The organism is Rhodococcus sp. USK10, assembly GCF_019378875.1.
GTDB lineage: Bacteria > Actinomycetota > Actinomycetes > Mycobacteriales > Mycobacteriaceae > Rhodococcus_F > Rhodococcus_F pseudokoreensis.
This window is the reverse complement of the sequence record NZ_CP076048.1, coordinates 331,559-353,875: the sequence shown is the minus strand read 5'-3', so window position 1 is coordinate 353,875 and position 22,317 is coordinate 331,559. Positions and strand designations below refer to the sequence as shown.

Genomic DNA, 22,317 nt, shown 5'->3' with positions numbered 1-22,317 from the left:
ATCGGGGTTGCGCGTACGATCTTGCGGCGCAACCAAGCGCAGCCCCCGCCAACGATGGATATCAGCTGGCAGGGGCGCTACACGGACAGCCCGCCCGTAGTAATGAGCGGCGTATCAACGATTTTCGTGAGGCGCAGCGCGGAAGTCCATAGAGTGTGACCTATGCCATTGCATAATTTTCCAACTCCCTGAATTACCGACCGGTAGGTGTGATCTCGGAGTTCGTCGTGCGGCAACCAGGGCGAACGCAAACGTGTGACATGAAACACACGTAATTCTGCGAGGAAGTTCGGCGCTCAGGTGTGAGTTGTGGTTCGCGACCCCGCTCGAAGCCCGATGGAGGTATGGGTGTACGTATATCGGCCGTTGTGCCGGTGGCGAAGTCGGGCGAATGTATGTGGTGCACCGTCATCGACGGGGCAGTCAGGAGTCCTTGCACGTGAAAGAAAGAGTTGTCATGGCGCGGATCAGCAAGAAATCGGGGGCCGATCTACTGGATGCGTTACGTGTCAGTGTCATTGGCACTGTCGTGTGCGCGGGACTGGTCATGGGCGTGATCGTCGTGGCGATGTGGAACTTCCCGGTGCCGGGCGTGTAGTCCGGCGGTGACTCTTGTCCTTCGCGAGGGCCCGCGGTCCGGGGGTGCAACACCAGGCGGCCGTCTGGCGATATAGCTGACGGGGGATTGGTTGTGCCCGTGGGTGCGGGTGGGCGGTGGCAGACGCGCGGCACCTGTGACGGGCGTCGTCCGGTGTGGAAGGAATTGGAAATGTTCGGGACGGGTTTGGGCGCCATGGTGGGCCTGCTGGTGGTTGCGCTGCTGGTGGTCCCCGTGTCGTTCGGTGTGGCGGCACGCGCGGACGCGAAGGCTCGCCGTCTTTCGGGGTCACCTGCGCCCGATGCGAATGAGGGGCGATCGGTCGCGGTCGCGGAAATAACCGGTCGGTGCGATCAGTGGCGACGACTCGCCACCCAGGCGTGGCTGATCTGCGGCGGCGCCTCGCTGGTCGCGGTAGTGGTCGTGGGTGTGCTGATCTGTGTCGGGTGAGGGTAGCGGGCGCCGGTCCGTCTGTGGATGCGGTGATCCGTCGGGTGAACCGAAGCGGCCCGGTCGGAGTGGATTTCCGCTCTGACCGGGCCTCGCCGTGACGTATGGAAAGACACTGCTTCGGTCCCCGCCGCGCTCGTGCGGACGGTGGATCTCGGCGCAACGAACTGCGCCAATCGCCTTCGACCGGTTCGGATTTGGCCAGGAAGCGAGTGCGTCGGCGCGGTGCACTGGGTGTGTACCGTTGCGAGGAAATGGTAGATCCACCAGCGGGCTGCATCACCGTGGTGTGATCTATGCCACACGGATATTTCCGTGTCGTTTTGACCCTGACCATCACTGCCGAGTTCGCCGCACCCCGAGCGCGGATCTGGCAGATCGACGAGCCGACCGGCTTCACCTTCACCGACGGATTTGCCGATGCGGACTTTACCCCGGTCGAATCGATGCCGGTGTCCACCAACGAGTTCTCCTTCGAGGACAAGGACGGCAGCACCGTCGCCACCTACGTCAGTACCTACGCGACCGCCGAAGGTCTCCAGCAGGTGCTCGATATGGGTGTGGTCGAGGGGTCCTCGCAGGCGATCGGCCAGACCGACGACCTGATCAAGGGTTGAGTTGCGAGTTCACCATCGCCGCCTCGCCGTCCCTGTGCGAGGCGGCGACTCCAATTGAGTGCGCGAAGCGGTCATACAGTGATGAGATCGACATGGGACAGCACCGACGGGAGGGCGTCCGATGGCCGAGATCAGTGTGAGCGCGAGCGAGGTACGTCTCGCGTTATCCAGGTTCGAAAAATTCGCGGGACTGCATGGGGCCGTCGCCGTCCCCATGCCACTGATTCGAGGCGCCGAGGTGATCGCCGACCCGTTCGCGAACATCCGGGGTGTGCGGGCACCGGGTCTGGGAATTCCTCGGCGTCGGTGCATCGGGACCTGGCGCGGCAGGGGAGTGCGCTCCTTCGTCGCGGTGCGGGCGGGTGTCCCGGCGATTCGCGTGCGCACCCTCGGACGGGGCTCGGGAGCGGAGTTCGACGAACTGATCGTGACCGTGCCCGACGCCGCTCGCGGCGCGGCGCAGATCCGCGATGTGCTCGAATTCGAACGAGTGGGAGTATCCGAACGCGACGTGAGGTTCCGGTCCGGCGACGGCACCGTACTGACCGGCACTGTGACGGTTCCGGTGGGTGCTGAGAGCGGTCCGGCGGCGGTGATCCTCACCGGGTCCGGCCGGCTCGATCGCGACGGCGACCACGCAAAGCTCCCGATCGGCGTGAGCCGTGCCCTCGCGGAGGCGTTGGCCCAGGCCGGTGTCGTGTCGCTGCGATACGACAAGCGCGGGGTCGCGCACTCGGGCGGCGACTACCTGTCCGCGGGCCTGTCGGACAACATCGCCGACGCCGCAGCAGCCGTCGACTGGTTGCGTGGGACCGGGGGATTCGGACGAAATGCGATCGCGGTCATCGGGCACAGCGAGGGTGCCTGCCTGGCAGTGGCGCTGGGGGCAGATCGAGGGGTCGACCCGGCCGCAGTCGTGCTACTCGCGTGTCCGGCGGTGACGGGACGGCAGGTGCTGCATTGGCAGTCGGATAAGGCCATCGCCGGCCTGCGCACTCCGGTGCGCGCGGTCCTGCGGGCACTGCGCATCGACGTGAAGGAAAGGCAACGCGCGGCGCTCGAGAAGCTGTCCCGGACCACCACGGATACTGCGCGGATGGGTGGTCGCAGGGTGAATGCGCGATGGTTCCGCGAGTTTCTCGACTTCGACCCGACACCGCTGTTGCGGGAGAACACCGCGCCGGTTCTCGCGATCACGGGAGCCAAGGACGTGCAGGTGGATCCCGACGACCTCGCGGTGATCGCGGAACTGGTGCCCGGCGAGGTCGACACCGTCCAGGTGCCGGACCTGACGCATCTGATCCGGCGCGATGCGGATCCGCCGTCGCTGCGGGCCTATCGGCGACTCGTGCGCGACGCCGTGGATCCGGAGGTGCTGTCGCAGGTGGCCGATTGGACGGCCGGCCACCTGCGCCGTGCCTGAAGCAGCAGGGATCCGCTGTGCCCTATCGGGCCGACATGTTGTCGATGATTTGTGCGATGTGGTGGGCGCTCATCGGGCTCGCGTCGAGAGCGTCCGCGCCGGGCCGCAGTCCTGCGATCATGATTGCCATGGTCCGCCGCCACCCGGTGTCGGTGACGCCGCGGGTTGTCGCGACGACGCCGCGCACGGACCAGAAGATGAGGTCCAGGTCGGCGTCGGCGGCATCCTCGCGGATGCGGCCGTGTTGCTTGGCTCGCGCCAGGAGTTCGAACAGGATCCGTCGGTATTCGTCCCGCAGAATCGTGGTCTCGTCGTCGTTCCACATACGGGACAAACATCCGCGGTTGGACGCCAGGATTGCGCCGGTACCGTACAGAACCTGCTCGAGGCCTTCACCGTCCGGCGCGGACAGAGCTTCGTCGGCCACGGCCAGGAAGTCGTCGTATACCTGTCTGACGAGTTCACTGACCAATGCATCCTTCGTGGGGAACCGGCGGTAGAGGGTGCCGATCCCGACGCCGGCGACCCGGGCGATCTCGTCGACCCCCACATCCAGGCCGCGCTCGCTGAACACGGTCGCGGCCGCGTCGAGTAGCCGCTGCCGATTCTCCGCGGCGTCGCGGCGCAGAGCCCTTTCGCTTCCCCGAACCCTCACGTCGGACTTCATTCGGATTCGTCGCCCACCAGAGTGCCTCCCGCGACCATCGCGAGTTCCGGGTGCCGCAGTGCGGCCGATTCCTCGAGATGCGTGGTCTCGTCCCGCTTCATCGCCGGGATGAACATGGCCGCAACTGCGCCGAGACCCACTGCCGCGCCCAACATGACGAATCCATGGGTGTAGCCGGATTCGGGCGGAACTCCCGTGGAGGACGCCCCTGCGGTGACGATGCTGGCCATGAGTGCAGCGCCCACAGAGCCGCCGATCGTGCGGATGTTGGCGTTCATCCCGCTGGCGACACCGGTCTGTTCGGGCGGTACCGCCGCGACCACGACATTCGACATCGCCGAGAAGGCCAGCCCGAAACCGATCCCGATCAATGACGTGGCGAGGTAGATGTCGATCTCGGTGTCATGCGCGAACGCCACCACGAAGTAACCGATCGCACCCACGATCGACCCTGCGATGAGCAGGACTTTCGAACCCAGTCGAGCGGCCAGACGGCCGGAGGCGAGTCCGAGCAGGAACATTCCCACGCTCAGGGGCAGCAGCATCAGACCCGACTCGGTGACCGAAGCGCCGAAGCCGTATCCGGCGGACGTGGGTGTCTGCAGGAACTGCGGCAGGAAGCCGAATGCGGCATACATGCCGACGCCCATCAGCAGCGCCAGCAGGTTGGCCGCCCAGACGCTGCGGACCCGCATCATCCGCATGTCGATCAGCGGGTTGGCAGATCGCGCTTCGGCGACCACCCACGTCACGACGAGGAGCGCGGCAGCCACCAGCAGCCCGATGACGATCGGTGAGCCCCAACCCCGCGTGGGCGCCTGACTCACGCCGAGCAGTAGCGTGACCAGCCACCCGGACAGCAGCAGTGCGGTGAGCCAGTTGATCTTGCCGGCGGTGTGCACGGGGGACTCGGGGATCAGGATGTGCGCGGCCACCCCCGCGAGGACGACCATGATCAGCGGAATCCAGAACAGCCAGTGGTAACTGAGCACGGTCACGATGGGACCGGCGAGGACGATGCCGAGACCTGCGCCGACAGCGGTGAGTGCGGCGATGGTGCCGACTGCTCCCGCCACCTTCTCCTCGGGGAACTCGTCGCGGATGATGCCGAACGCCAAGGGCAGCACACCGCCGCCGATGCCCTGGATCACCCGCGCGGCGATCATCACCGGCAGAGACGTGGCGAGGGCGGCGAGCAGGGACCCCACCGCCAGCGCGGTGAGTGCGATGACGAACACGCGCTTCTTCCCGTGCATGTCGCCGAGGCGTCCCATGACCGGGGTGGAGATCGACGCCGACAACAGGTAGGCGGTCAACACCCACGTGACGTCGGCTTGAGTCGTGCCCAGTGCCGACTCGAGGGTCGGCAGCACCGGAATCACCAGTGACTGCAGAAGGGCGAAGGCGCCGACACCGATGGTGAGAACGGAAAATGTCAATTGATAGTGCGTCCGCGGCGAAGCGGTTTTCATGAATACTCCCAACGAAGCGGAGTGTTCACTCCGCATAGTGGGAATCTATCATTCGGCGCGGTGGGGGTGCGTGATCCCGGTCAGTTGGGGCCTTTGCGTCCGACGAGGTGGAAGATTCGGCTGAGCTGGCGGTAAGGGTCTCGTCGGCCGGCTTCGAGTTCGACGGCGGCGGCCGCGGCGACCTGCTGGGAATCGCTCGGATCCAGCCGGGCGCCGCTGAGGTCGAGCCAGTCCACGAACAGCCAGACCCCGTACCAGCGCACCGGCTCGATCCCGCGGTCTCGGATGAGGTCGCTGAGTTGCTCGACGGTGTGGGCGTGGGTCGGAACTCCCAGCACCCCGATCTCGCTGCCGGCATCGAACGAGGCCAGGGCGTCGTCCCATCGTCGTTCCAGCGCCGGGCGGACCGCCATCGCGCGGGCGTTGCCGGCCATGATCGAGACGACTCCGCCGGCATCAGCACACCGGCACAGTTGGTCGATCAACGGTTCCGGGTCTTCGAGGTATCCGACCACGCCATGACACAGCACAGCGGCGAAGCGTCGGCCGTCGACCGCCTCCTCGGCGTTCTCGCCGTCGGCCTGTAGAAGCGTCACCCGGTGCCGGGCGTCATCGGGCAACTGCAGGAGTCGCTGGCGGGCTTTGCCCAACATCGCCGCGGACGGGTCGAGCAGGGTCACGTCGTATCCGGCTCGGGCGAGCGGAAACGATTGATGGCCGGCGCCGCCTCCGACGTCGAGCACCGCCGCCGGTGGCGCCGGGAGATGCTCGAGCAGTTGCTGGTGCAACACCGTGGTGCGCACGAGCCCCTTCACCGAGGCGTAGGCCTCGTCGGCAAAATGGTCGGCCAAACCTTCCCAGCTGTCGTCGCCCACCACTCCACGATATTGGGTTCACATCCAGGGCATGTCGGGATCGAGCGGGTGGGAGATCACGCCGTCGTCGGGCTCGAGGGGGTAGTTCGCCGGGTGGAACTGGGCGCTCGAGGATCCGAAGAGATCGGTGCCGCCGGGCTGGGTCAGCGAGGTGCCGGGCTCGACCAACGTGACCTGCGGGGGCCGGTCCTCGTCCGGGGCGTCGCAAGAGACCATGGGCCAGGCGTCGGCGCATCCGATGCGGTCTCGCACCTGGACGGTGTACGGGGAAATCGCGTGCGGAGCGGCCCCGTCGGCGGGTGCGGCACCGGCGGTGGCACCTTGCGCCATCAACACCCCCAGTCCTACGGCGATGCCTGCGGCGGCTGCGACGGCGGTGCGGGTCTTGATCGAGGTCATTGTGTTACTCCTGCCTGGTGGGTGAAGTCCGCGTCTTGCGAACGACACCAACTCTGCTCCGGGAGCGGGCCCGCGGTAACACCCACAGGGTGGGCATCCCCCCCACCCCTGTACGGGGTCGAAATTCACCCCTCGGGGGTGGTTCCGCGGAGGACGGCGGTCCGGGTGTTACGGCTGCGGAACGGCCCGCCCACGGCCCGCGCTCGCCTGTGTCGTTCAGTGGGTCGATTTGCTCAATAATGTTGGTGTTCAATGGAAGTCGAGTATCTGTCCGTTTCGATCAGTGCGCTGCCAGGTGCTGAGCTGTAAAGCCGTTCGAGGAGTGTGCCTTTGTCGAGCTACTCCGCGTCGGCGCGGTGGGCGGTGCCGAAGCGGCGTTGGAAGGCGGTCGGTGACATCGACAGCTCTCGCACGAAGACGCGTCGCAGACTTTCGTAGCTGGGGAATCCGGCGAGTGATGCTGCCTGTGTTGCGTTGTGTCCCTGGTCGAGGAGGGCCTTTGCCATGTCGAAGCGGATCAGTTCGACGTAGCGGGCCGGGGTGGTGGACAGTTCGGTTCGGAACAGGCGTGTGAGGTGTCGGGCGCTGACGTTGAGGTGTTCGGCGAGTCCGGTGAGGGAGTGGTTCCCGGCGGGGTCCGCTGTCACCAGGTCCACGACGCGGCGCAGTGCCGGCGTTCGTGGTGGTGGGCCCTGGAGTGGGGCGGAGAATTGTGATTGTCCGCCGGCGCGCTGCAGGTAGACCACCAGGTGCCGGGCGACGTCGCGGGTCACGTCGGGGCCGTGGTCTTCCTCGACGAGTGCCAGTGCCAGGTCGATGCCGGCGCTGACACCGGCGGACGTGTAGGTGGTGCCGTCGCGAACGTAGATCGAATCGGGTTCGACGTGCGTCGTGGGGTGACGGGCAGCGAGTTGGTGTGCGACTTTCCAGTGTGTGGTGGCGCGTTTGCCGTCCAGGAGTCCGGCCGCGGCGAGGATGAACGCCCCGGTGCAAATGGACCCGACCCGCGCGGCTCGCGTGGCGAGGGTGTGGGTGGCGTCGACGAGGTCTTGGGCGACGGCGGTTCGGGGATAGACGTCGCCGCCGGCGACGAGGAAGGTGTCGGGGGCAGGCTCCGATTCGGCGTCGCCGTCGACGGAGAGGCCGATGCCGATCGACGAGGCCACGTCGGCGCCGGTGGGGGAGAGCAGCGCGATCCGGTAGTCGGCGCCGCAGCGATTGGCCTCTGCGAATACCTCGGCGGGGTCGGCGACGTCGAGCAGTTTCACGCCGTCGTAGACGAGGATCGCGACCCGATGCGGGTGGGCGCTGCTGTCCACTCTTACCGCCTGTCCGGATTCGGGTGCTTCATGGCCGGAACGGGGCGGCGCTGATCCGGGATGTTCGGGATCGTAAGGGGGCGGGCACACCGTCCGTTCTACAACATCGACATCTGGAAGGGCAGGGCCCATGTCCGAGATCATCGCAGGAGTGGAAATTCCCGAGACACAGGCGGCGGAGGAGGCGACGCGCCTGATTCGGGAGACGACGAACCCGCTGATCTTCCATCACTCGCGGCGAGTGTTCCTCTTCAGCACGATCCGGGCTCGTGAGCTCGGCCTGCGGCCGGACCCCGAACTGCTGTACCTGTCTGCCCTGTTCCATGACACGGGTCTGCTGCGCCCGTTCTCGGAAGTCGAGCAGCGGTTCGAGCTCGACGGCGCCGACCACGCTCGCCAATTCCTGCTCGATCGGGGTTTCTCCGGTGCCGCTGCCGAGGTGGTCTGGACGGCGATCGCGTTGCACACCACGCCCGGGATTCCGGGCCGGATGGGGGACGAGGTCGCTGCCACCAACTTCGGTGTCCTCACCGATGTGGTGGGTTTGGGTTTGGACCGCCTGGATCCGTTGCAGGTGGAGGAGATAACCGCTGTTCATCCGCGCGGCGATTTCAAGAACGAGTTTCTGCGTGCCTTCGTCGACGGGCTCGGTTACCGGCCGGACACGACGTACGGCACCGTCAATGCCGACGTGCTCGAACATTTCGTTCCGGGTTTCCGCCGCGTCAGCATGGTGGAGCGGATCATGGAATCGGCCTGGTCCGCGTGACCGGCACGCACCGCCTATCGAAGGGAACATCATGACCGGCGTGAATCTCAGCAAGCAGCACCCGTCCGTGTACAAGAGCCTGATGAAGCTGGATGCGGACGTGAAGGCTGCCCTGGAAACGGCGGGAGTTGGCCCGCTCCTGGTGGAGTTGGTGAAGATTCGCGTCTCGCAACTCAACGGCTGTGCCTTCTGCCTTCGCATGCACACCCGCGACGCCCTGGCCAAGGGGGAGACGACGGATCGGCTCGCGGTCGTCGCGGCGTGGTGGGAGGCGCAGTACTTCAGCGATCAGGAGCGCGCTGCGCTCGCTCTCGCGGAACAGGTCACCGCTCTTGCCGTTCCGGAACGGCGAACCTGGGACGACGGCTCCCTCACCGGCGAGCAGGTGTCCGCGATCAGTTGGCTCGCGACGGTGATGAACGCCTGGAACCGGGTCGCGGTCACCAGCCACTATCCGGTTGCGCCGTAGAAGTGCAGCATTGCCAGCTGGATCTCAGGCGCTCCTCAGCTTCGGCTCCTACCGTGAGCAGAGAATCCATTGATCCTCAGGAGCGCTGCCATGTCGTCCTCCGCCACCGATCCGATTCCTTCGGACCCGACCCCGCCCACTACTGCTGCCCGCACCTCGGATGAGTCGGCCAGGCCGCGCCCGTCGGCGAATGCCGGGTGGGCCGTGGCGTCCGCGTTGTTCTTCTGGCCGCTGGCCTTTTCCGCTTTCACACATGCGTTCAACGTGTATCCGCTGTGGGCGAGCGGCGACGTCGACGGCGCACAGGACGCGTCGGACCGAGTGCGCCGACTCGGGCAACTGTCGCTGTGGATCTTCGGGGGGCTGCTGATCCTGTTCGCGATCCTCTACACCCTGGTCGCCGTCGCGGTCATCACTCACGGGGGTGGACATCACGGCATGATGCACTACCGATACGGGTAACTGACGTACGCGCGACGCGCCCCCGCCACCGCTTTCGAGGGCAGTGAGCGGGGGCCGACATGCCGCTGGATCGGTTGCATCGAACTTGCAGCAGCACACCCTGAATGCTACTCGAATGCATGGGCCGAACAGCCACGAATTCTGTTCTTTCCGAACATGTCTCAGTTCGCTTGTGGTTCGGGCCACCGCGCGACGACAGGCCGGCGCGACTTGGTCGCGCCGGCCTGCACATCGTCGTTCGTGCCGGAGTGAACTAGTTGAGCTTCTGCGGCACACCGTAAGTCATGACCGTGTCGCCGTCCGCGGTGACTGCCATGGCGTAGGGGCGGATCGTGACCGCACCGAGGGCACCGGAGATCGAACCGTGGACGCCCTGCATCCTCACCGAGGCCGCCGGTCCGTCGAACTCCTGGCCCTCCAGGATCGGGACGGTGGTGATGCCGCCCGGCTCGAGGTCGATGTCGAGTTCCTGCGACGGAATGATGTCGCCGGCGAGTGTGGCGCTGGTGCCTGCGTTCAGCCCCAGAGTGAGATCCGGGACGAGACCCAGGTCGATGCCGTTGCTCGAGCCGATCGCAAACCCGAGACCGGGTGTGTTCAGGACGATCGTTGCGCCCGCCAACGCGATCGGGTAACCGATCTGGTAGCCGACGGTGAGTTGTGTGCCCTTGAATTCCGCCGCATTCGGCCCGGTGATGTTGACCCCGGCATAGCCGTTGTGGAAGAACTCCACGCTGGTGGGTACGCCGTCGAGCGGCGGTACCACCTGGTACGAGGTGTCGCCCTGGAGAACTTCGATCCGGTTACCGGCGGCGTCGACGACCGAGCTGGAATTGTCCACGCCGGCCGACGCCGTGCCGTTGCCCATGACCATGGCGAGCGCTGCGATGCCCGCGACCGCGACACCGCGAGTGAACCTCTTGTACCCCACGCGAGATGTACTGATGTCCGTCATGCCGACCCCATTCAGAGTGCTTCAAAACAGAGATGAAGAGTATGCGAAGCGTAACCACGGGGCCGCACAGAATCTCGGTATTGATCAGAAGTTCACGACGAACTTCCTGCGTCCGAGGGGCGTCGTCTCGGTAGGTTGACCCCATGCGTTATGGCGTCACGCTGCCACCGTTCATGGAGTGGTCCGACCCGTTGACTGTTGTCCAGATGGCAGCCGAGGCGGATGCGGCGGGCTGGGATGGCTTCTTCCTGTGGGATCACGTGACGTGGAACCCCGAGTGGGGTGGCACGCCGCCCATCGCTGACGCGTGGACGTGCCTGGCCGCCGCGGCGACGGCAACCTCGCACGTGCTGCTGGGGACGGTGGTGACGCCGCTGGCGCGTCGTCGGCCGCAGATTTTGGCTCGTCAGGTCCTGACTGTCGATCACCTGTCGGGTGGACGCGCGCTCCTGGGCGTGGGTCTGGGCGGCGACTACGACTACGAGGTCTTCGGTGAGAGACTGACCGCGCGCGGGGATGTGCTCGACGAATCGTTGGCCGTCCTGACGGCGATGTTCACCGGTGGTCCGGTCGACTTCGACGGCAGGTACCACCACGTGCATTGTCCACCGATGCTGCCGGCGCCCGTGAACGGCACGATCCCGATCTGGGTCGGCGGTCACTGGCCGAACCTGGCGCCGTTCGAGCGGGCGGCTCGCTTCGACGGCGTGGTTCCCCGCAAGGCCGACGACGAAACGGGGCTGGTCACCACCGATGACCTCCGTGCGATCCGGCTCGCGATCGGGCGGGAGGACGATTTCGCGTACGTGGCGAGCGGCTCGACGTCTGGGTCCGATGATGTTGCCGCGGTGTCGGAGTGGGTCGGCGCCGGTGCGACATGGTGGCTGGAGACTCTGTACCCGTTCGGTGGGCGCGCCGGGCAGATGCGGGACCGCCTGCGGGCCGGCCCACCTCGCATCCCGAGTCGGTAGAGACCGTGGGCGGGGTCTGCGATGCTCGTGTCCTGATGTCGGTGACGGTCACCCGTGTGCTTTCGGGATCACCGTGAACTATGGGAAGTGCCTTGTTCGGTGTCGCGTATTTCCTGGCTGGCGGCCCAGGACGCGAGGAGTTTGAGGGCGTCGGCGGTGGGTGTTCCGGCGGCGGCGGTGTAGATGTTGAGTTGGAGGCCCGGTTCGGAGGGCAGTTCGAGTGCTTCGAAGTCGAGGTCGAGTTGACCGACGGCGGGGTGGCGCAGTCGTTTTCGACCGCTCCGGTGGAAGCGCACGTCTTGTGATGCCCAGCGTTGGCGGAACAGTTCGCTTTGGGTGGACAGTTCCCCGACCAGTGCGATGAGTGCTTTGTCGTGGGGGTTGCGGCCGGCTTCGAGTCGGAGCATGGCGGCGGCGTCCTTGGCGATCGTGTCGTAGTCGACGAAGAACTCTTCAGCTTCGCGGGGATGGAGGTAGACGAATCGGGTGGTGTTCGCTGGACGGCGAGGGTCGGCGAGCACGGGGGAGTACAGGGCCCGCGCGAGGTCGTTCATCGCGAGGATGTCGTGGCGGCCGTTGCGGATCCACGCCGGTGCGTCGGTGGTGGCGTCGAGTATTTGCTGGATCGCCGGGCGAATCGTCATGGGCGGGGTGCGGGGGCGACGGGTGCTGCTTGCTCGCGATTGGCGGGCGAGGGCGAGGAGATGGTCGCGTTCGGCGTCGTCGAGTTGCAGGGCGCCGGCGAGGGAATCCAGAACGCTGTCGGAAGCACCGGAAAGGTTGCCGCGTTCCATGCGTACGTAGTAGTCGACCGAGACACCGGCGAGCATGGCGACCTCTTCGCGGCGCAAGCCCTTGACTCGGCGGTTACTTCCGTAGACGGGGAGTCCGCTCTGTTCGGGGGTGATGCGTGCGCGCCGCGTGCTGAGGAATTCGCGGATCTCGGTGCGCAGGTCGATCGAACTCATGAGGTCCACGGTAGGGAGTAACCGCTCGGTGTGGGAGGTACTGGCAGTACCCGGAACGTCCGTGACTCCCCGGACGGCCGGATTGGAGGTCGACTGGAAGGCATGAAAGCGACGTACATGTTCGGAGCGGGCGATGTCCGCGTCATCGATGTCCCTGATCACACCATCCAAACGTCCACCGACGCTCTCGTACGGATCGTGCGGGCCTGCGTGTGTGGCAGTGACCTGCATCCCTACAACTCCATGGGCGTCGCCCCTGCGGGCACGTCGATGGGGCACGAGTTCATCGGCGTCGTCGAGGCGGTCGGATCGGACGTGAGGACGTTGCGGGCCGGTGACTTCGTCATTGCGCCGTTCGCGGTGTCGTGTGGCACCTGTGTGTTCTGTGCACAGGGTCTGCAGACTTCGTGCGTGCGCGGCGGATTCTGGAACGACGCCGCGCTGGGAACGGCGGGTGGTCAGGCCGAAGCAGTCCGCGTGCCGCTGGCCGACGGCACACTGGTGAAGGCGCCGGTCGGCGAGGACGTCGACGAGATGCTGCTCAACTCCCTGTTGACGCTGTCGGACGTGTACGGCACCGGCTGGCATGCCGCGGTCCGCGGAGGCGTCCGCGAGGGCAGTGTCGTGACCGTGATCGGTGACGGGGCGGTGGGATTGCTGGCCGTGCTGTCGGCTCGCCAACTCGGCGCCGAGCAGATCGTGCTGATGGGTCGGCACCGCGCGCGGACCGACCTCGGTCGCGAGTTCGGTGCAACCGACGTCGTCGCCGAGCGCGACGAGGCGGGGATCGCGAAGGTTCGTGAGCTGACCGGCGGACTCGGCAGCGCGATCGTCCTCGAGGCGGTTGGCCACCGGCCCGCCTACGACCAGGCTGTGGGCGTCGTCCGCGCGGGCGGAGTGATCAGCCGGGTCGGGGTGCCTCAGTACGAGGACGCGCCGATCGGGTTCGGAAGCCTGTTCGGACCGAATGTCACTCTGACGGGTGGTCCGGCGCCGGTGCGCGCGTATATCGAGCAGCTGCTTCCGGCGGTCCTGGACGGCACCGTGCAGCCGGGAAAGGTGTTCGACCGGACCGTCGGCCTCGGTGAGACACCGCAGGGCTATGCCGCGATGGATGCCAGGGAAGCGCTCAAGGTCGCGGTCCGGCCGTGACCACCGCGGTTTCCGGTCGGGCTTCGGCCCCACAGACCGCGATTCTGGGAATCATCCTGGCAAGCTATTTCATGGTGTTGCTGGACAATTCGGTGATCTTCACCGGGCTACCCAGCATCCGATCAGGACTCGAACTGTCGCCGGCTGCGCTCTCGTGGGTGCAGGACGCCTACACCTTGGTCTTCGGCGGCCTGCTCCTGCTCGCCGCCCGCGCGGGGGACATTGTCGGGCGGCGCCGACTGTTCAGGATCGGGCTCGCGATCTTCGGTATCGCGTCCTTGCTCGTCGGGGTGGCGCCGGCGGGATGGTGGATGATCGCCTCCCGCGCGGTGCAGGGAATCGGTGCGGCGATCGTCGCACCGACCTCGTTGGCGTTGATCACGACGTACTTCGGCGGGGAGGCCCGCAATCGAGCCATCGCCTGGTACGCCGCAACGGCGGGTATCGGCGCCAGTCTCGGGCTCCTCGTCGGGGGTGCGCTCACCGAGTGGATTTCCTGGCGAGTGGCATTTCTGGTCAACGTCCCGATCGCAGTCGCCTTGATAGCGTGGTCCGGCACAGTGCTCGTGGAAACACCGCGGCGAACCAGGCAGTTCGACGTGATCGGTGCGCTCGCTGCCACACTCGGCATGGGCGCCGTCATCTTCGGGATCATCGAATCCGCCGACGCTGGATGGGGATCGGTACGGGTGCAGGCCGCTCTGGTAATCGGGGCCGTCCTGCTGGTCGCGTTGGTTGTCCACGAGGGTCGGGTGCAGCAGCCGATCCTGCCGTTGCGGTTGTTCCGCAGTCGTGAGCGCAGCGGTGCCTACACCGCTCGGCTGCTCTACCTCGGGGCGATGGTCGGGTTCTTCTACTTCACCACCCAACTGCTCCAGGACGGGTTCGGCTTCTCCCCACTGCAAGCCGGCCTCGCCTTCCTGCCGATGACCCTCGTCAACTTCGCCGTCGCACTCGCGGTGCCCCGGCTGAGCGCCCGGCTGTCGAACGGGACTCTGCTCGCTACCGGGACGGCGCTGACCCTGGCCGGCATGGCATGGCTGAGCCGAATCGGCACACTCGATGCATACCTCGTAGACGTTGCGCTGCCGATGATCCTGGTGGGCGCCGGGCAGGGCCTGGCGTTCGGGCCGCTGACGAACGCAGGAGTCGCCGGTGTGGACTCGGCGGACGCCGGCGCGGCCTCCGGACTGGTCAACACGGCCCACCAACTCGGGATGGCACTCGGTCTGGGCATCCTCGTCGCACTCTCGGCCAACCCAGGCGGCACCCTCGACCGGCCGGCAGCGGTGACCGACCACGTCGGCGCCGCCCTCACCGGCAGCGCCATTCTGCTCGTGCTCGCGTTGGCCGTCGTGCTCACGGTGATAGTGCCCGCCGCACGACACCGCACTGCGGGTCCGGCCACCTCGTCCGACAAACACACTCAGCACCCTATGACCGACCCCAAGGTTGAAGCATGACCATCCCGCTACTGACACTGAACAATGAAACAACCATGCCAGCACTGGGTTTCGGTGTGTTCCAGACGCCGCCCGATGCCACGATTGCCGCGGTCGAGGCGGCGCTGCAAACCGGATACCGGCACATCGACACCGCTGCTGCCTATCAGAACGAACGCGAGGTCGGCGAAGCCATACGCCGCTCGGGCGTCGATCGCGCGGACGTCTTCATCGAGACCAAGATCTGGATTACCGATTACGGCTACGACGCGACTCTGCACGCCTTCGACAAGAGCGCCCGCAAACTCGGAGTCGGCCACATCGACCTGCTGATACTGCACCAGGCGCTACCCGGCGAATTCACCCTCACCATCGAGGCCTACAAGGCACTCGAGACGCTGCTCGCGGACGGCCGCGTCCGCGCCATCGGTGTCAGCAACTTCATGCCCGACCACCTCACGCGACTGCGTGACGAAACATCGGTGGTGCCGGCGATCAACCAAATCGAGGTGCACCCGTACTTCCGGCAATCCGACGTGCTCACCGCCAACGCCGAACACGGCATCGTGTCCCAAGCATGGTCGCCGATCGGTGGTATCACCTTCTATCGCGACGGTTCCCACGGCTCCACACTCGACGACCCCACCATCAAGAGCATCGCAGCGGCGCACGGCAAGTCGCCGGCCCAGGCGATGCTGCGGTGGCACCTGCAGCAGGGCCGCCAGGTGATCCCGAAGTCGGTCACCCCGTCGCGTATCACCGAGAACTTCGACGTCTTCGACTTCGATCTCACCGAGGACCAACTCGCCGCGATCGACGCTCTCGACACCGGTGTGCGCGGCGGACCGGAGCCCGACCACATCACCCGCGAGACATTCGGTCTCGAAATTTCCGAAGCCTGAGGGATCTCATCGGATACATCAAACTCATTTGATGTATCCGGTGGTAGTCTGGTGTTGTGATGTTGGTGCGTCAACCCGTCCCGTCGTTCGTGCAGCTGGCTGCTCATCCGTTGCGGTGGCAGCTGTTGGCAGCGCTGTCCGGCGGCGATTACCGGGTCCGGGAGATGGTGACTCTGCTGGGTGAGTCGCAGAACCTCATCTCCTACCACCTGCGCCTGCTGCGCGACGGCGGGCTGGTGAGGGCTACCCGCAGCAGCTTCGACGGCCGCGACAGCTACTACCACCTGGATCTGGACTCCTGTGCCGAGATGCTGACCGGCGCGGGCGCCGCGCTGCACCCGGCACTCGGGTTGATTCCCACCGCCCCGCAGTTCGATTCGCAGGCACCTGCGTCGGTGCTGTTCGTGTGTACCGGTAACAGCGCCCGTTCCGTGATGGCGGAGGCTCTGCTGCGGCAGCGCACCAACGGCCGGGTCACAGCACGCAGTGCCGGCACCCGCCCTAAACCGATAATGCACCCGAATGCGGTGCGGGTGCTGCGAGAAGAGTTCGGGATCGACATCTCCGGCCAGGATCCCCGCCACCTCGACACCCTCGCCGACCACCGGTTCGGCACGGTAGTCACATTGTGCGACAAGGCCCGTGAAGTCTGTCCGGACTTCGGCGACGACGTGCGCTGGATCCACTGGAGCATCCCCGACCCGTCGACACCCGGCAGCACCGACGAGGACACGTACCCGGCATTCCAGACGACCGCCGCCGAGATCGACACCCGCATCCGGTACCTGTTACCAATCCTCACCGCCGAAACGTGAAAAGGAGATTGCGATGATGACCCCACCGGACGAATATGCCAGTGTTCGCTACCTTGTCGATGATGTGGCCGCAGCCATCGACTTCTACACCAGCCACCTCGGTTTCACCCTGCACACCAATCCGGCCCCCGCCTTCGCTGACGTGATCCGCGGCTCGCTGAGGCTTCTGCTGTCAGGCCCGGCCAGTTCGGGTGCTCGCGCGACCCCGGTCGACAACGCCGGTGCGGGCAGAAACCGTGTTCACCTCATCGTCACCGACCTCGACACCGAAGTCATTCGCCTGCGCGATGCCGGCGTCGCGTTCCGCAGCGATGTGGTCGACGGTCCGGGTGGGCGTCAGATCTTGATCGCCGACCCTGCCGGCAACCTGATCGAACTGTTCCAGCCCGCCACCTGAGGGGCCGGCGGGATCGGCCTGCGGCTACGTCTCGGTGATCGACCACGGGACGCGCTAACGTGAATACCGTCCACCGTCATCTCGACAGCGGGGAGTGGTGAGTGAAGATGTGGATCAGGTGTTTCCAGGCCTCCCCGAACGCATCCGGGGTTTTGCTGTGCTTTCCACACGGTGGTGGGACAGCAAGTGCCTATCGAAAGCTGGCCGAGGCACTTTTCCCGCGGATCGAGTTGCTCGCGGTGCAGTATCCGGGTCGGCAGGATCGCTTCGGCGACGAGATGATTTCCGACATCGGCGCTATCGCGGAGCAAGTTGTGCGCGAGTCGACTCCGGCTGCGGGTAGGCGTCTTGCAGTGTTCGGTCACAGCATGGGTGCCACAGTTGCGTTCGAGGCGGCGCGACGGTTCGAGCAGCAAGGTCACGCGCTCGTGGCTCTGTTCGTCTCCGGTCGAACGGCACCGAGTGTCGTCCAGCCGACAATGTTGCACTTGGCCGGCGATCAGGCCTTACTCGGCGACATGCGCCGGCTCGGCGGTGCGGACTCGAATGTGGTGCAGATGCTGATCGAGAATCCCGACCTTGCAGAGATGGTGCTGCCGAGTGTGCGTAACGACTACAAGGCCGTGGAGACCTACAGGTACAAGTCCGGGCCGGACGTGTCATGTCCGATTGTCGCCCTTCGCGGCGACGCCGACCCGTCGGTGACCGACACGGACATTCGGCTCTGGAGCGAATTCACGACCGGGTCCTTCGACACCCGCGAATTTTCGGGCAGTCATTTCTATATCGATGACCACGTGGACGAGATCGCTTCTCTGGTCGGCTCGCGATTCGACTGAGCCGGGCGAAACAGGTCGCAGACCGATCAGGAATAAAGAAGCGCCGGTCCTAGGACTGCCCTTAGCGTGGACACCGAGCGGTCGCCGACGCGGCCGCCGGACCCTGAGGAGACAAGTATGAGTGCCACGATTCGCAGCCTGGTGATTCCGGTGTCCGACCTGGACGCCGCGAAGGCCGTCTACACCGCGCTGCTCGGCGAACCGCACACCGACCAGCCCTACTACGTCGGATACAACGTCGACGGCTTCGAGGTCGCCTTGAACCCAGGCGAAGAGGGCGGGGGACCGGTGGCCTTCGCCGATGTCGAGGATCTCGATGCGGCCCGCGCGACCCTGCTCGCGGCAGGTGCGACCGAGCGCAGTGCCCCGCGCCAGGTCGCGCCGGAGGCGCGGGTATGCGTGCTTGCCGATGCCGACGGCAACCCGATCGGTCTTCGCGGCAAGTAGACCTCGGTGCGGCCGGGACCCGCTGCCATGTTCGGCGGGTCCCGGCCCTTGTCCGCTTTCTATCACGTGCGACGCCCGAAGTGGCCGGTGGACGCGACGGTGGGTCAACCGACTTCGATGCGGGCAATGAATCCAGACAATTACCTTGCGGCACCCAGGAGTTCGTCGGAGATGATCCGCATCTGGATCTCGCTGGTGCCCTCGAAGATCTTCGTCAACCGGGCATCGCGCCAGTGCCGCTCCACCTGGAAATCGGTGGTGTACCCCGCACCACCGTGGATCTGCACCGCCTCACTGGTCACCCGCTCGGCCATCTCCGTCGCCACCAGCTTGCACATCGACGCCTCCAACGAACACCGCCGACCGGTATCGATATCGGTGGCCACCGAATACATCAACTGCCGCGCCGCCTCGATATCGGCGGCCATCGTCGCGATCTTGAACCGCAAATGCTGAAAATCCGCCAACTCGTGCCCGAACTGACGGCGGGTGCGCAGGTACGCGATCGAATCCTCCAACGCACCCCGAGCCAGACCGATCGCCCGGGCCGCGGTATGCGCCCGCCCCACCTCGAGACCGGACACCGCCAGGTAGAAACCCTTGCCCTCCTCGCCGAGCATCGCGGACGCGGGCACCCGAAAGCCGTCGAACGAGAGCTCCCACGTGCTCCACCCGAAGTACCCGATCTTGCGGATCTTCGTCCCGCTGATCCCTTCGGGGAACCCGCCGCGCTGCTTGTCGATCAGAAACGCACTGATCCCGCGGTGCGGCTTCGCCGGAACCTTGGCCGGATCGGTGCGCGCGAACAGCACCAGGTAGTCCGCCTCGTCGGCGTAGGTGCACCACATCTTCGTGCCGCTGATCACCCAGTCGTCGCCGTCGCGGGTCGCGCGGCAGGAAATGTTCGCGACGTCCGAGCCGGCCTCGGCCTCCGACAACGCGTACGCGCCCAGATACTCCCCGCGCGCCACCTTCAGCAGCAACGCCGCCTCCTGCTCCGGGGTGAACCCGCCGCCCATCCCGTTGCCGCGGGCCAGCAGTCCGGACACGCTCATCCACGCCCGCGACAACTCCTCCGCGACCAGGCAGTATTCGAACACGCCGAGGCCGAGACCGCCGTGCTCCTCGGGGATCATGATCCCGAAGAACCCGACCTCGGCCATCGCCTTCTTCAACGTGTCCGGGATGGTGCCCTGCACCGGATCCAACTCGTTCGCGACCGGCAGCACCTGCGTCATTGCGAACTCGCGTGCCAGGTCGCGGATCGCCAGGCGGTCCTCGGTGAGATACCGCGGTGAATCGGTACGCGGCTGCGACGGCCGATGCGTCATGAAGGCTCCTTCGGTTTTGCACAAGGCTACAACAATTTGTGCGGCCAAATCTAGACCCAATCGGCAATGCTGTCATTCCCTCTGCTGCAAGCAATATCGCGCAGCTGAGGGGACTGCGATTGACATGACTGCTGCTTGTGAGGGAATGTGGCCGTACAAAACACTGAATAAAGTCGATTCGGCAGGAGGTACCACCGGGGGCTGGGGAAACCGGCCCTACCTCTCGACAGTCGTCCGCCGACCTGCCACCACGATCGAGTGGATTGGACTAGGGGTGGGGGAGTGGATTCGCGTCTCTGGTGCCGAGTAGTGCTGTCATCACAGCGATCTCGTTGCTCTGGTCGCGGATCATCCCGCGTGCGACGCGGCGGATCGGTTCCGAGGCGACCGCGTGGATGGCGGCCTCAGCCATGTCGACGCCTCCCTGGTGGTGCCGGATCATGAGTTGCAGAAAGAGTGCCTCGGCGTCTGGTCCGTGCAGGCCGGCGAGCCGGGTGATCTCGCTGGTGCTCGCCATTCCCGGCATGGGTGCGCTGCCCTGTTCATTCATGATGTGATCGGAACCGTGCATCCACTGCATCGGATGCGCTGTGGTGAAGGATTCGTCGAAGAGGTTGAGCCAGCCCCGCATCGTCGCAATCTCGGAAGTCTGCGCGACGACGATCTGGTCGGCGATGACCCGGACCTGCGGGTCGACGTCCTGCGGCAGTGTCTGGGCGATCAGCACCGCCTGCTCGTGGTGCACCGACATGTCCTGTGCGAAACCGACGTCCGCGGGAGATAACTGAACCCCGACGGCGCCGGTACCACGCGCCGACTGCAGCGACATTCCGGCCGCGACCCCGGCACCGAGCAGCACGGCGCACAGCAACAGGACGAGGGGACGACGGAACGGCGACCGCCGAGTGTCACTGCCCATAGGTCGAAGCCTGATTCGCCGGTGCTCGATAGACGGAGTCGTCCAACTGGAGCGCCATGAAACCGTTGTCGCTGCATGAAGTCCAGATCTGGTTGCCATGGAATTCCGGCGGCGAGAAGCACCAATCCGCAGACAGGTCGCCGAACGCCACCATTCCCGCGCGTGGACCGAACGCGACCCGCGGATCCGTCTTGCCCTCGAAGACCGCGCGGGCGAGCGGAACGAAATCGAAGAGCGACACACCGATCAGGGAGGACAGCGCGTGTGGTGAATTGGTCAACTGGAGATTCTTGCCGGTCTGCGCCGGCGGGTTGTAGTAGGCGATCTCCCGGATGCCGTCCAGGTCGCGGATGTCGAACACGCGGATCCCGGACGACTCCCAGGAACACGCGAGCGCGGTCGGGTCCGTGGGGCGGTCGACCACGCAGTAGTGCGGATCGTAGGAGAAGACCGAGCCGCCTTGCGAGGACCGAAGGTTCGCGGCGGCGTTGGCGGGAAGCTGGATCTCGAGCTTGATCCTCTGCACGATGTCGGCGTGCGCCGGGTCGGCGACGTCGAAGACCTTGATCCCACCGCCACCGGTTTCGTCGACGGTGAAGATGTAGGGCTTCCCCCCGTACGTGACCGGAATGCTGTGCTGATTGAAAAACCCGTCGGTCCACAGATAGGTGGCGAGTTGCGGCACGGTGGGATACGGGTCGCCGCGTTGCACCGCGCTGATGTCGAGGACGGTGATCCCCCCGAGGTTGGACAGGTACATCCGGTTCCCGTCGGGGGTGATGCCGAAACCGTGCCCGCCGAGTCCGTGCAGTCCCTGCCAGGTGATCCGTGGCTCGGCCGGGTTTCTGATGTCGATCGCGGTGAGGAATCCCGGGGCGGGGCCGGACACCCAGTAGGTGTTGCCGTCGGGGGAGAACCCGCCCTCGTGCGAGATGAACGGCAGCGGCATGGTGACGTCGGTTCCGGCACCTCGGTTGAGCAATCGAGGGTGGGCGCAGTCGGATATGTCGTAGACGGAGAAGTAGCCCGTGCCCAGAGCGGCCGGGACCGCGGTGGCTGCGAGCAACTTGCGTGCCTTGTTGACCTTCAGACTCTCCCAGGTGCCGCCCAGCATCGCGGGTTCGTTCAGGGTGGCGGACAGCACCGGCTGGGCGGGGTCCGACACGTCGAGCACCTGCACGCCGGGCGTGTCGGGGTCGAGCAGGTTCCCGGGGAAGAACGTGCTGGTGTAGGAGCAGTGGTCATAGGTCACCGACAGCAGGCCACCCCCGCGATCCTGCAGCCCCCCGATCAGCGACATGTTGCACCGATAACCCTGAGTGCTTCGTCCGCTGTCGCGGTCTTCGGCCGGAACGTCGCCCTGCATACCCGTCTCCGGCAGCGAACCGGGACCGCAGTCCGCCCGCGGAACGGCCGTCGATCCGACGTCGTTGAAGAAGAACGTCTCGGCCGACGCGACCGCGGGCGCGGGGCTGGTCGCGATTCCGAGAACGACCGACACGGCAAGGGCGGAGGTAGCCACACCTCGCCGCATTCTGGCGATCCGCATCACGAACTCCCCCCGCCGTGGACCCGACTACGCGAACGCTAGCAATCCGTACTCGAGTTCACACACAAATCCGCCAACTCCGCGAAACCCGCGTGGGGGCGGGCGACCAC

25 protein-coding genes are annotated in these 22,317 nt (G+C 65.9%); 15 read left to right on the top strand and 10 right to left on the bottom strand.

What is annotated here, in order from left to right; translation table 11 throughout:
• The first annotated feature begins 457 nt into the window (after positions 1-457).
• The 4 genes from I1A62_RS08520 to I1A62_RS08505 all read left to right on the top strand — a co-directional run bounded on the left by I1A62_RS08520 (position 458) and on the right by I1A62_RS08505 (position 3,088).
• Entirely contained in the window at positions 458-598 is a 141-nt protein-coding gene (locus tag I1A62_RS08520; protein WP_192581968.1) for a hypothetical protein, read from the top strand.
• Between the two features lie 171 nt (positions 599-769).
• A complete protein-coding gene (locus I1A62_RS08515) occupies positions 770-1,048 on the top strand; it encodes a hypothetical protein (protein WP_219458497.1) in 279 nt (92 codons plus the stop codon).
• A gap of 323 nt (positions 1,049-1,371) precedes the next feature.
• Positions 1,372-1,665, top strand: coding sequence for a hypothetical protein (locus I1A62_RS08510; RefSeq protein WP_257890734.1), 294 nt, complete (start codon positions 1,372-1,374; stop codon positions 1,663-1,665).
• 214 nt (positions 1,666-1,879) lie between these two features.
• The gene (locus I1A62_RS08505; RefSeq protein ID WP_257890733.1) at positions 1,880-3,088 is read left to right on the top strand and encodes a S9 family peptidase; all 1,209 of its coding nucleotides are present in this window, start codon (positions 1,880-1,882) and stop codon (positions 3,086-3,088) included.
• A gap of 22 nt (positions 3,089-3,110) precedes the next feature.
• On the opposite strand, the gene I1A62_RS08500 is transcribed toward I1A62_RS08505, so the two are convergent.
• The 5 genes from I1A62_RS08500 to I1A62_RS08480 form a co-directional block, all read right to left on the bottom strand.
• Positions 3,111-3,755: a TetR/AcrR family transcriptional regulator gene (locus I1A62_RS08500; RefSeq protein ID WP_219458495.1), complete on the bottom strand. Its 645-nt coding sequence runs from the start codon at positions 3,753-3,755 to the stop codon at positions 3,111-3,113.
• A complete protein-coding gene (locus tag I1A62_RS08495) occupies positions 3,752-5,227 on the bottom strand; it encodes an MFS transporter (RefSeq protein ID WP_219458494.1) in 1,476 nt (491 codons plus the stop codon). The genes I1A62_RS08500 and I1A62_RS08495 overlap by 4 nt, the downstream gene beginning before the upstream one ends.
• Positions 5,228-5,307: 80 nt before the next feature.
• On the bottom strand, positions 5,308-6,102 hold the full coding sequence (locus I1A62_RS08490) for a bifunctional 2-polyprenyl-6-hydroxyphenol methylase/3-demethylubiquinol 3-O-methyltransferase UbiG (RefSeq protein ID WP_257890732.1): 795 nt from the start codon (positions 6,100-6,102) through the stop codon (positions 5,308-5,310).
• Between the two features lie 18 nt (positions 6,103-6,120).
• The gene (locus I1A62_RS08485; RefSeq protein ID WP_124393708.1) at positions 6,121-6,501 is read right to left on the bottom strand and encodes a hypothetical protein; all 381 of its coding nucleotides are present in this window, start codon (positions 6,499-6,501) and stop codon (positions 6,121-6,123) included.
• Positions 6,502-6,839: 338 nt separating this feature from the next.
• On the bottom strand, positions 6,840-7,820 hold the full coding sequence (locus I1A62_RS08480; protein WP_257890731.1) for a GlxA family transcriptional regulator: 981 nt from the start codon (positions 7,818-7,820) through the stop codon (positions 6,840-6,842).
• Between the two features lie 130 nt (positions 7,821-7,950).
• Here I1A62_RS08480 and I1A62_RS08475 point away from each other — a divergent pair, with 130 nt between their 5' ends.
• From I1A62_RS08475 to I1A62_RS08465, 3 genes are all read left to right on the top strand, one after another.
• Positions 7,951-8,589 (top strand): HD domain-containing protein, encoded by a 639-nt coding sequence (locus tag I1A62_RS08475; RefSeq protein ID WP_124393709.1) that lies wholly within the window; start codon positions 7,951-7,953, stop codon positions 8,587-8,589.
• Between the two features lie 31 nt (positions 8,590-8,620).
• Positions 8,621-9,058 (top strand): carboxymuconolactone decarboxylase family protein, encoded by a 438-nt coding sequence (locus I1A62_RS08470; RefSeq protein WP_124393710.1) that lies wholly within the window; start codon positions 8,621-8,623, stop codon positions 9,056-9,058.
• Positions 9,059-9,148: 90 nt separating this feature from the next.
• On the top strand, positions 9,149-9,520 hold the full coding sequence (locus tag I1A62_RS08465) for a CD225/dispanin family protein (RefSeq protein WP_218272993.1): 372 nt from the start codon (positions 9,149-9,151) through the stop codon (positions 9,518-9,520).
• Between the two features lie 253 nt (positions 9,521-9,773).
• Here I1A62_RS08465 and I1A62_RS08460 read toward each other — a convergent pair whose 3' ends face one another.
• Complete coding sequence (locus tag I1A62_RS08460; RefSeq protein ID WP_219458492.1) at positions 9,774-10,475, bottom strand: MspA family porin; 702 nt, start codon at positions 10,473-10,475, stop codon at positions 9,774-9,776.
• Between the two features lie 143 nt (positions 10,476-10,618).
• Between I1A62_RS08460 and I1A62_RS08455 the strand changes: the two genes are divergently transcribed.
• A complete protein-coding gene (locus I1A62_RS08455; protein WP_219458491.1) occupies positions 10,619-11,446 on the top strand; it encodes an LLM class flavin-dependent oxidoreductase in 828 nt (275 codons plus the stop codon).
• Between the two features lie 68 nt (positions 11,447-11,514).
• Here the strand turns inward: I1A62_RS08455 and I1A62_RS08450 are convergent, their stop codons facing one another.
• Positions 11,515-12,414, bottom strand: coding sequence for a helix-turn-helix transcriptional regulator (locus tag I1A62_RS08450; protein WP_219458490.1), 900 nt, complete (start codon positions 12,412-12,414; stop codon positions 11,515-11,517).
• A 102-nt stretch (positions 12,415-12,516) separates the two neighbouring features.
• Between I1A62_RS08450 and I1A62_RS08445 the strand changes: the two genes are divergently transcribed.
• The 7 genes from I1A62_RS08445 (at position 12,517) to I1A62_RS08415 (ending at position 18,408) form a co-directional block, all read left to right on the top strand.
• Positions 12,517-13,566: an alcohol dehydrogenase catalytic domain-containing protein gene (locus I1A62_RS08445; RefSeq protein WP_219458489.1), complete on the top strand. Its 1,050-nt coding sequence runs from the start codon at positions 12,517-12,519 to the stop codon at positions 13,564-13,566.
• A complete protein-coding gene (locus I1A62_RS08440; protein ID WP_219458488.1) occupies positions 13,563-15,029 on the top strand; it encodes an MFS transporter in 1,467 nt (488 codons plus the stop codon). The genes I1A62_RS08445 and I1A62_RS08440 overlap by 4 nt, the downstream gene beginning before the upstream one ends.
• On the top strand, positions 15,026-15,910 hold the full coding sequence (locus tag I1A62_RS08435; protein WP_219458487.1) for an aldo/keto reductase: 885 nt from the start codon (positions 15,026-15,028) through the stop codon (positions 15,908-15,910). The genes I1A62_RS08440 and I1A62_RS08435 overlap by 4 nt, the downstream gene beginning before the upstream one ends.
• A 56-nt stretch (positions 15,911-15,966) precedes the next feature.
• Positions 15,967-16,725, top strand: a complete 759-nt coding sequence (locus I1A62_RS08430; RefSeq protein WP_219458486.1) for an ArsR family transcriptional regulator — start codon at positions 15,967-15,969, stop codon at positions 16,723-16,725.
• Between the two features lie 16 nt (positions 16,726-16,741).
• Positions 16,742-17,122: a VOC family protein gene (locus tag I1A62_RS08425; RefSeq protein ID WP_124393849.1), complete on the top strand. Its 381-nt coding sequence runs from the start codon at positions 16,742-16,744 to the stop codon at positions 17,120-17,122.
• Between the two features lie 107 nt (positions 17,123-17,229).
• Entirely contained in the window at positions 17,230-17,961 is a 732-nt protein-coding gene (locus I1A62_RS08420; protein WP_124393850.1) for a thioesterase II family protein, read from the top strand.
• Positions 17,962-18,078: 117 nt separating this feature from the next.
• A complete protein-coding gene (locus tag I1A62_RS08415; RefSeq protein ID WP_124393719.1) occupies positions 18,079-18,408 on the top strand; it encodes a VOC family protein in 330 nt (109 codons plus the stop codon).
• A 140-nt stretch (positions 18,409-18,548) separates the two neighbouring features.
• Here I1A62_RS08415 and I1A62_RS08410 read toward each other — a convergent pair whose 3' ends face one another.
• The 3 genes from I1A62_RS08410 to I1A62_RS08400 all read right to left on the bottom strand — a co-directional run bounded on the left by I1A62_RS08410 (position 18,549) and on the right by I1A62_RS08400 (position 22,207).
• Positions 18,549-19,739 (bottom strand): acyl-CoA dehydrogenase family protein, encoded by a 1,191-nt coding sequence (locus I1A62_RS08410; RefSeq protein WP_219458485.1) that lies wholly within the window; start codon positions 19,737-19,739, stop codon positions 18,549-18,551.
• A gap of 268 nt (positions 19,740-20,007) precedes the next feature.
• Positions 20,008-20,658: a DUF305 domain-containing protein gene (locus I1A62_RS08405; RefSeq protein ID WP_124393721.1), complete on the bottom strand. Its 651-nt coding sequence runs from the start codon at positions 20,656-20,658 to the stop codon at positions 20,008-20,010.
• Positions 20,648-22,207: an LVIVD repeat-containing protein gene (locus I1A62_RS08400; RefSeq protein WP_124393722.1), complete on the bottom strand. Its 1,560-nt coding sequence runs from the start codon at positions 22,205-22,207 to the stop codon at positions 20,648-20,650. The genes I1A62_RS08405 and I1A62_RS08400 overlap by 11 nt, the downstream gene beginning before the upstream one ends.
• Between the last annotated feature and the right edge of the window lie 110 nt (positions 22,208-22,317).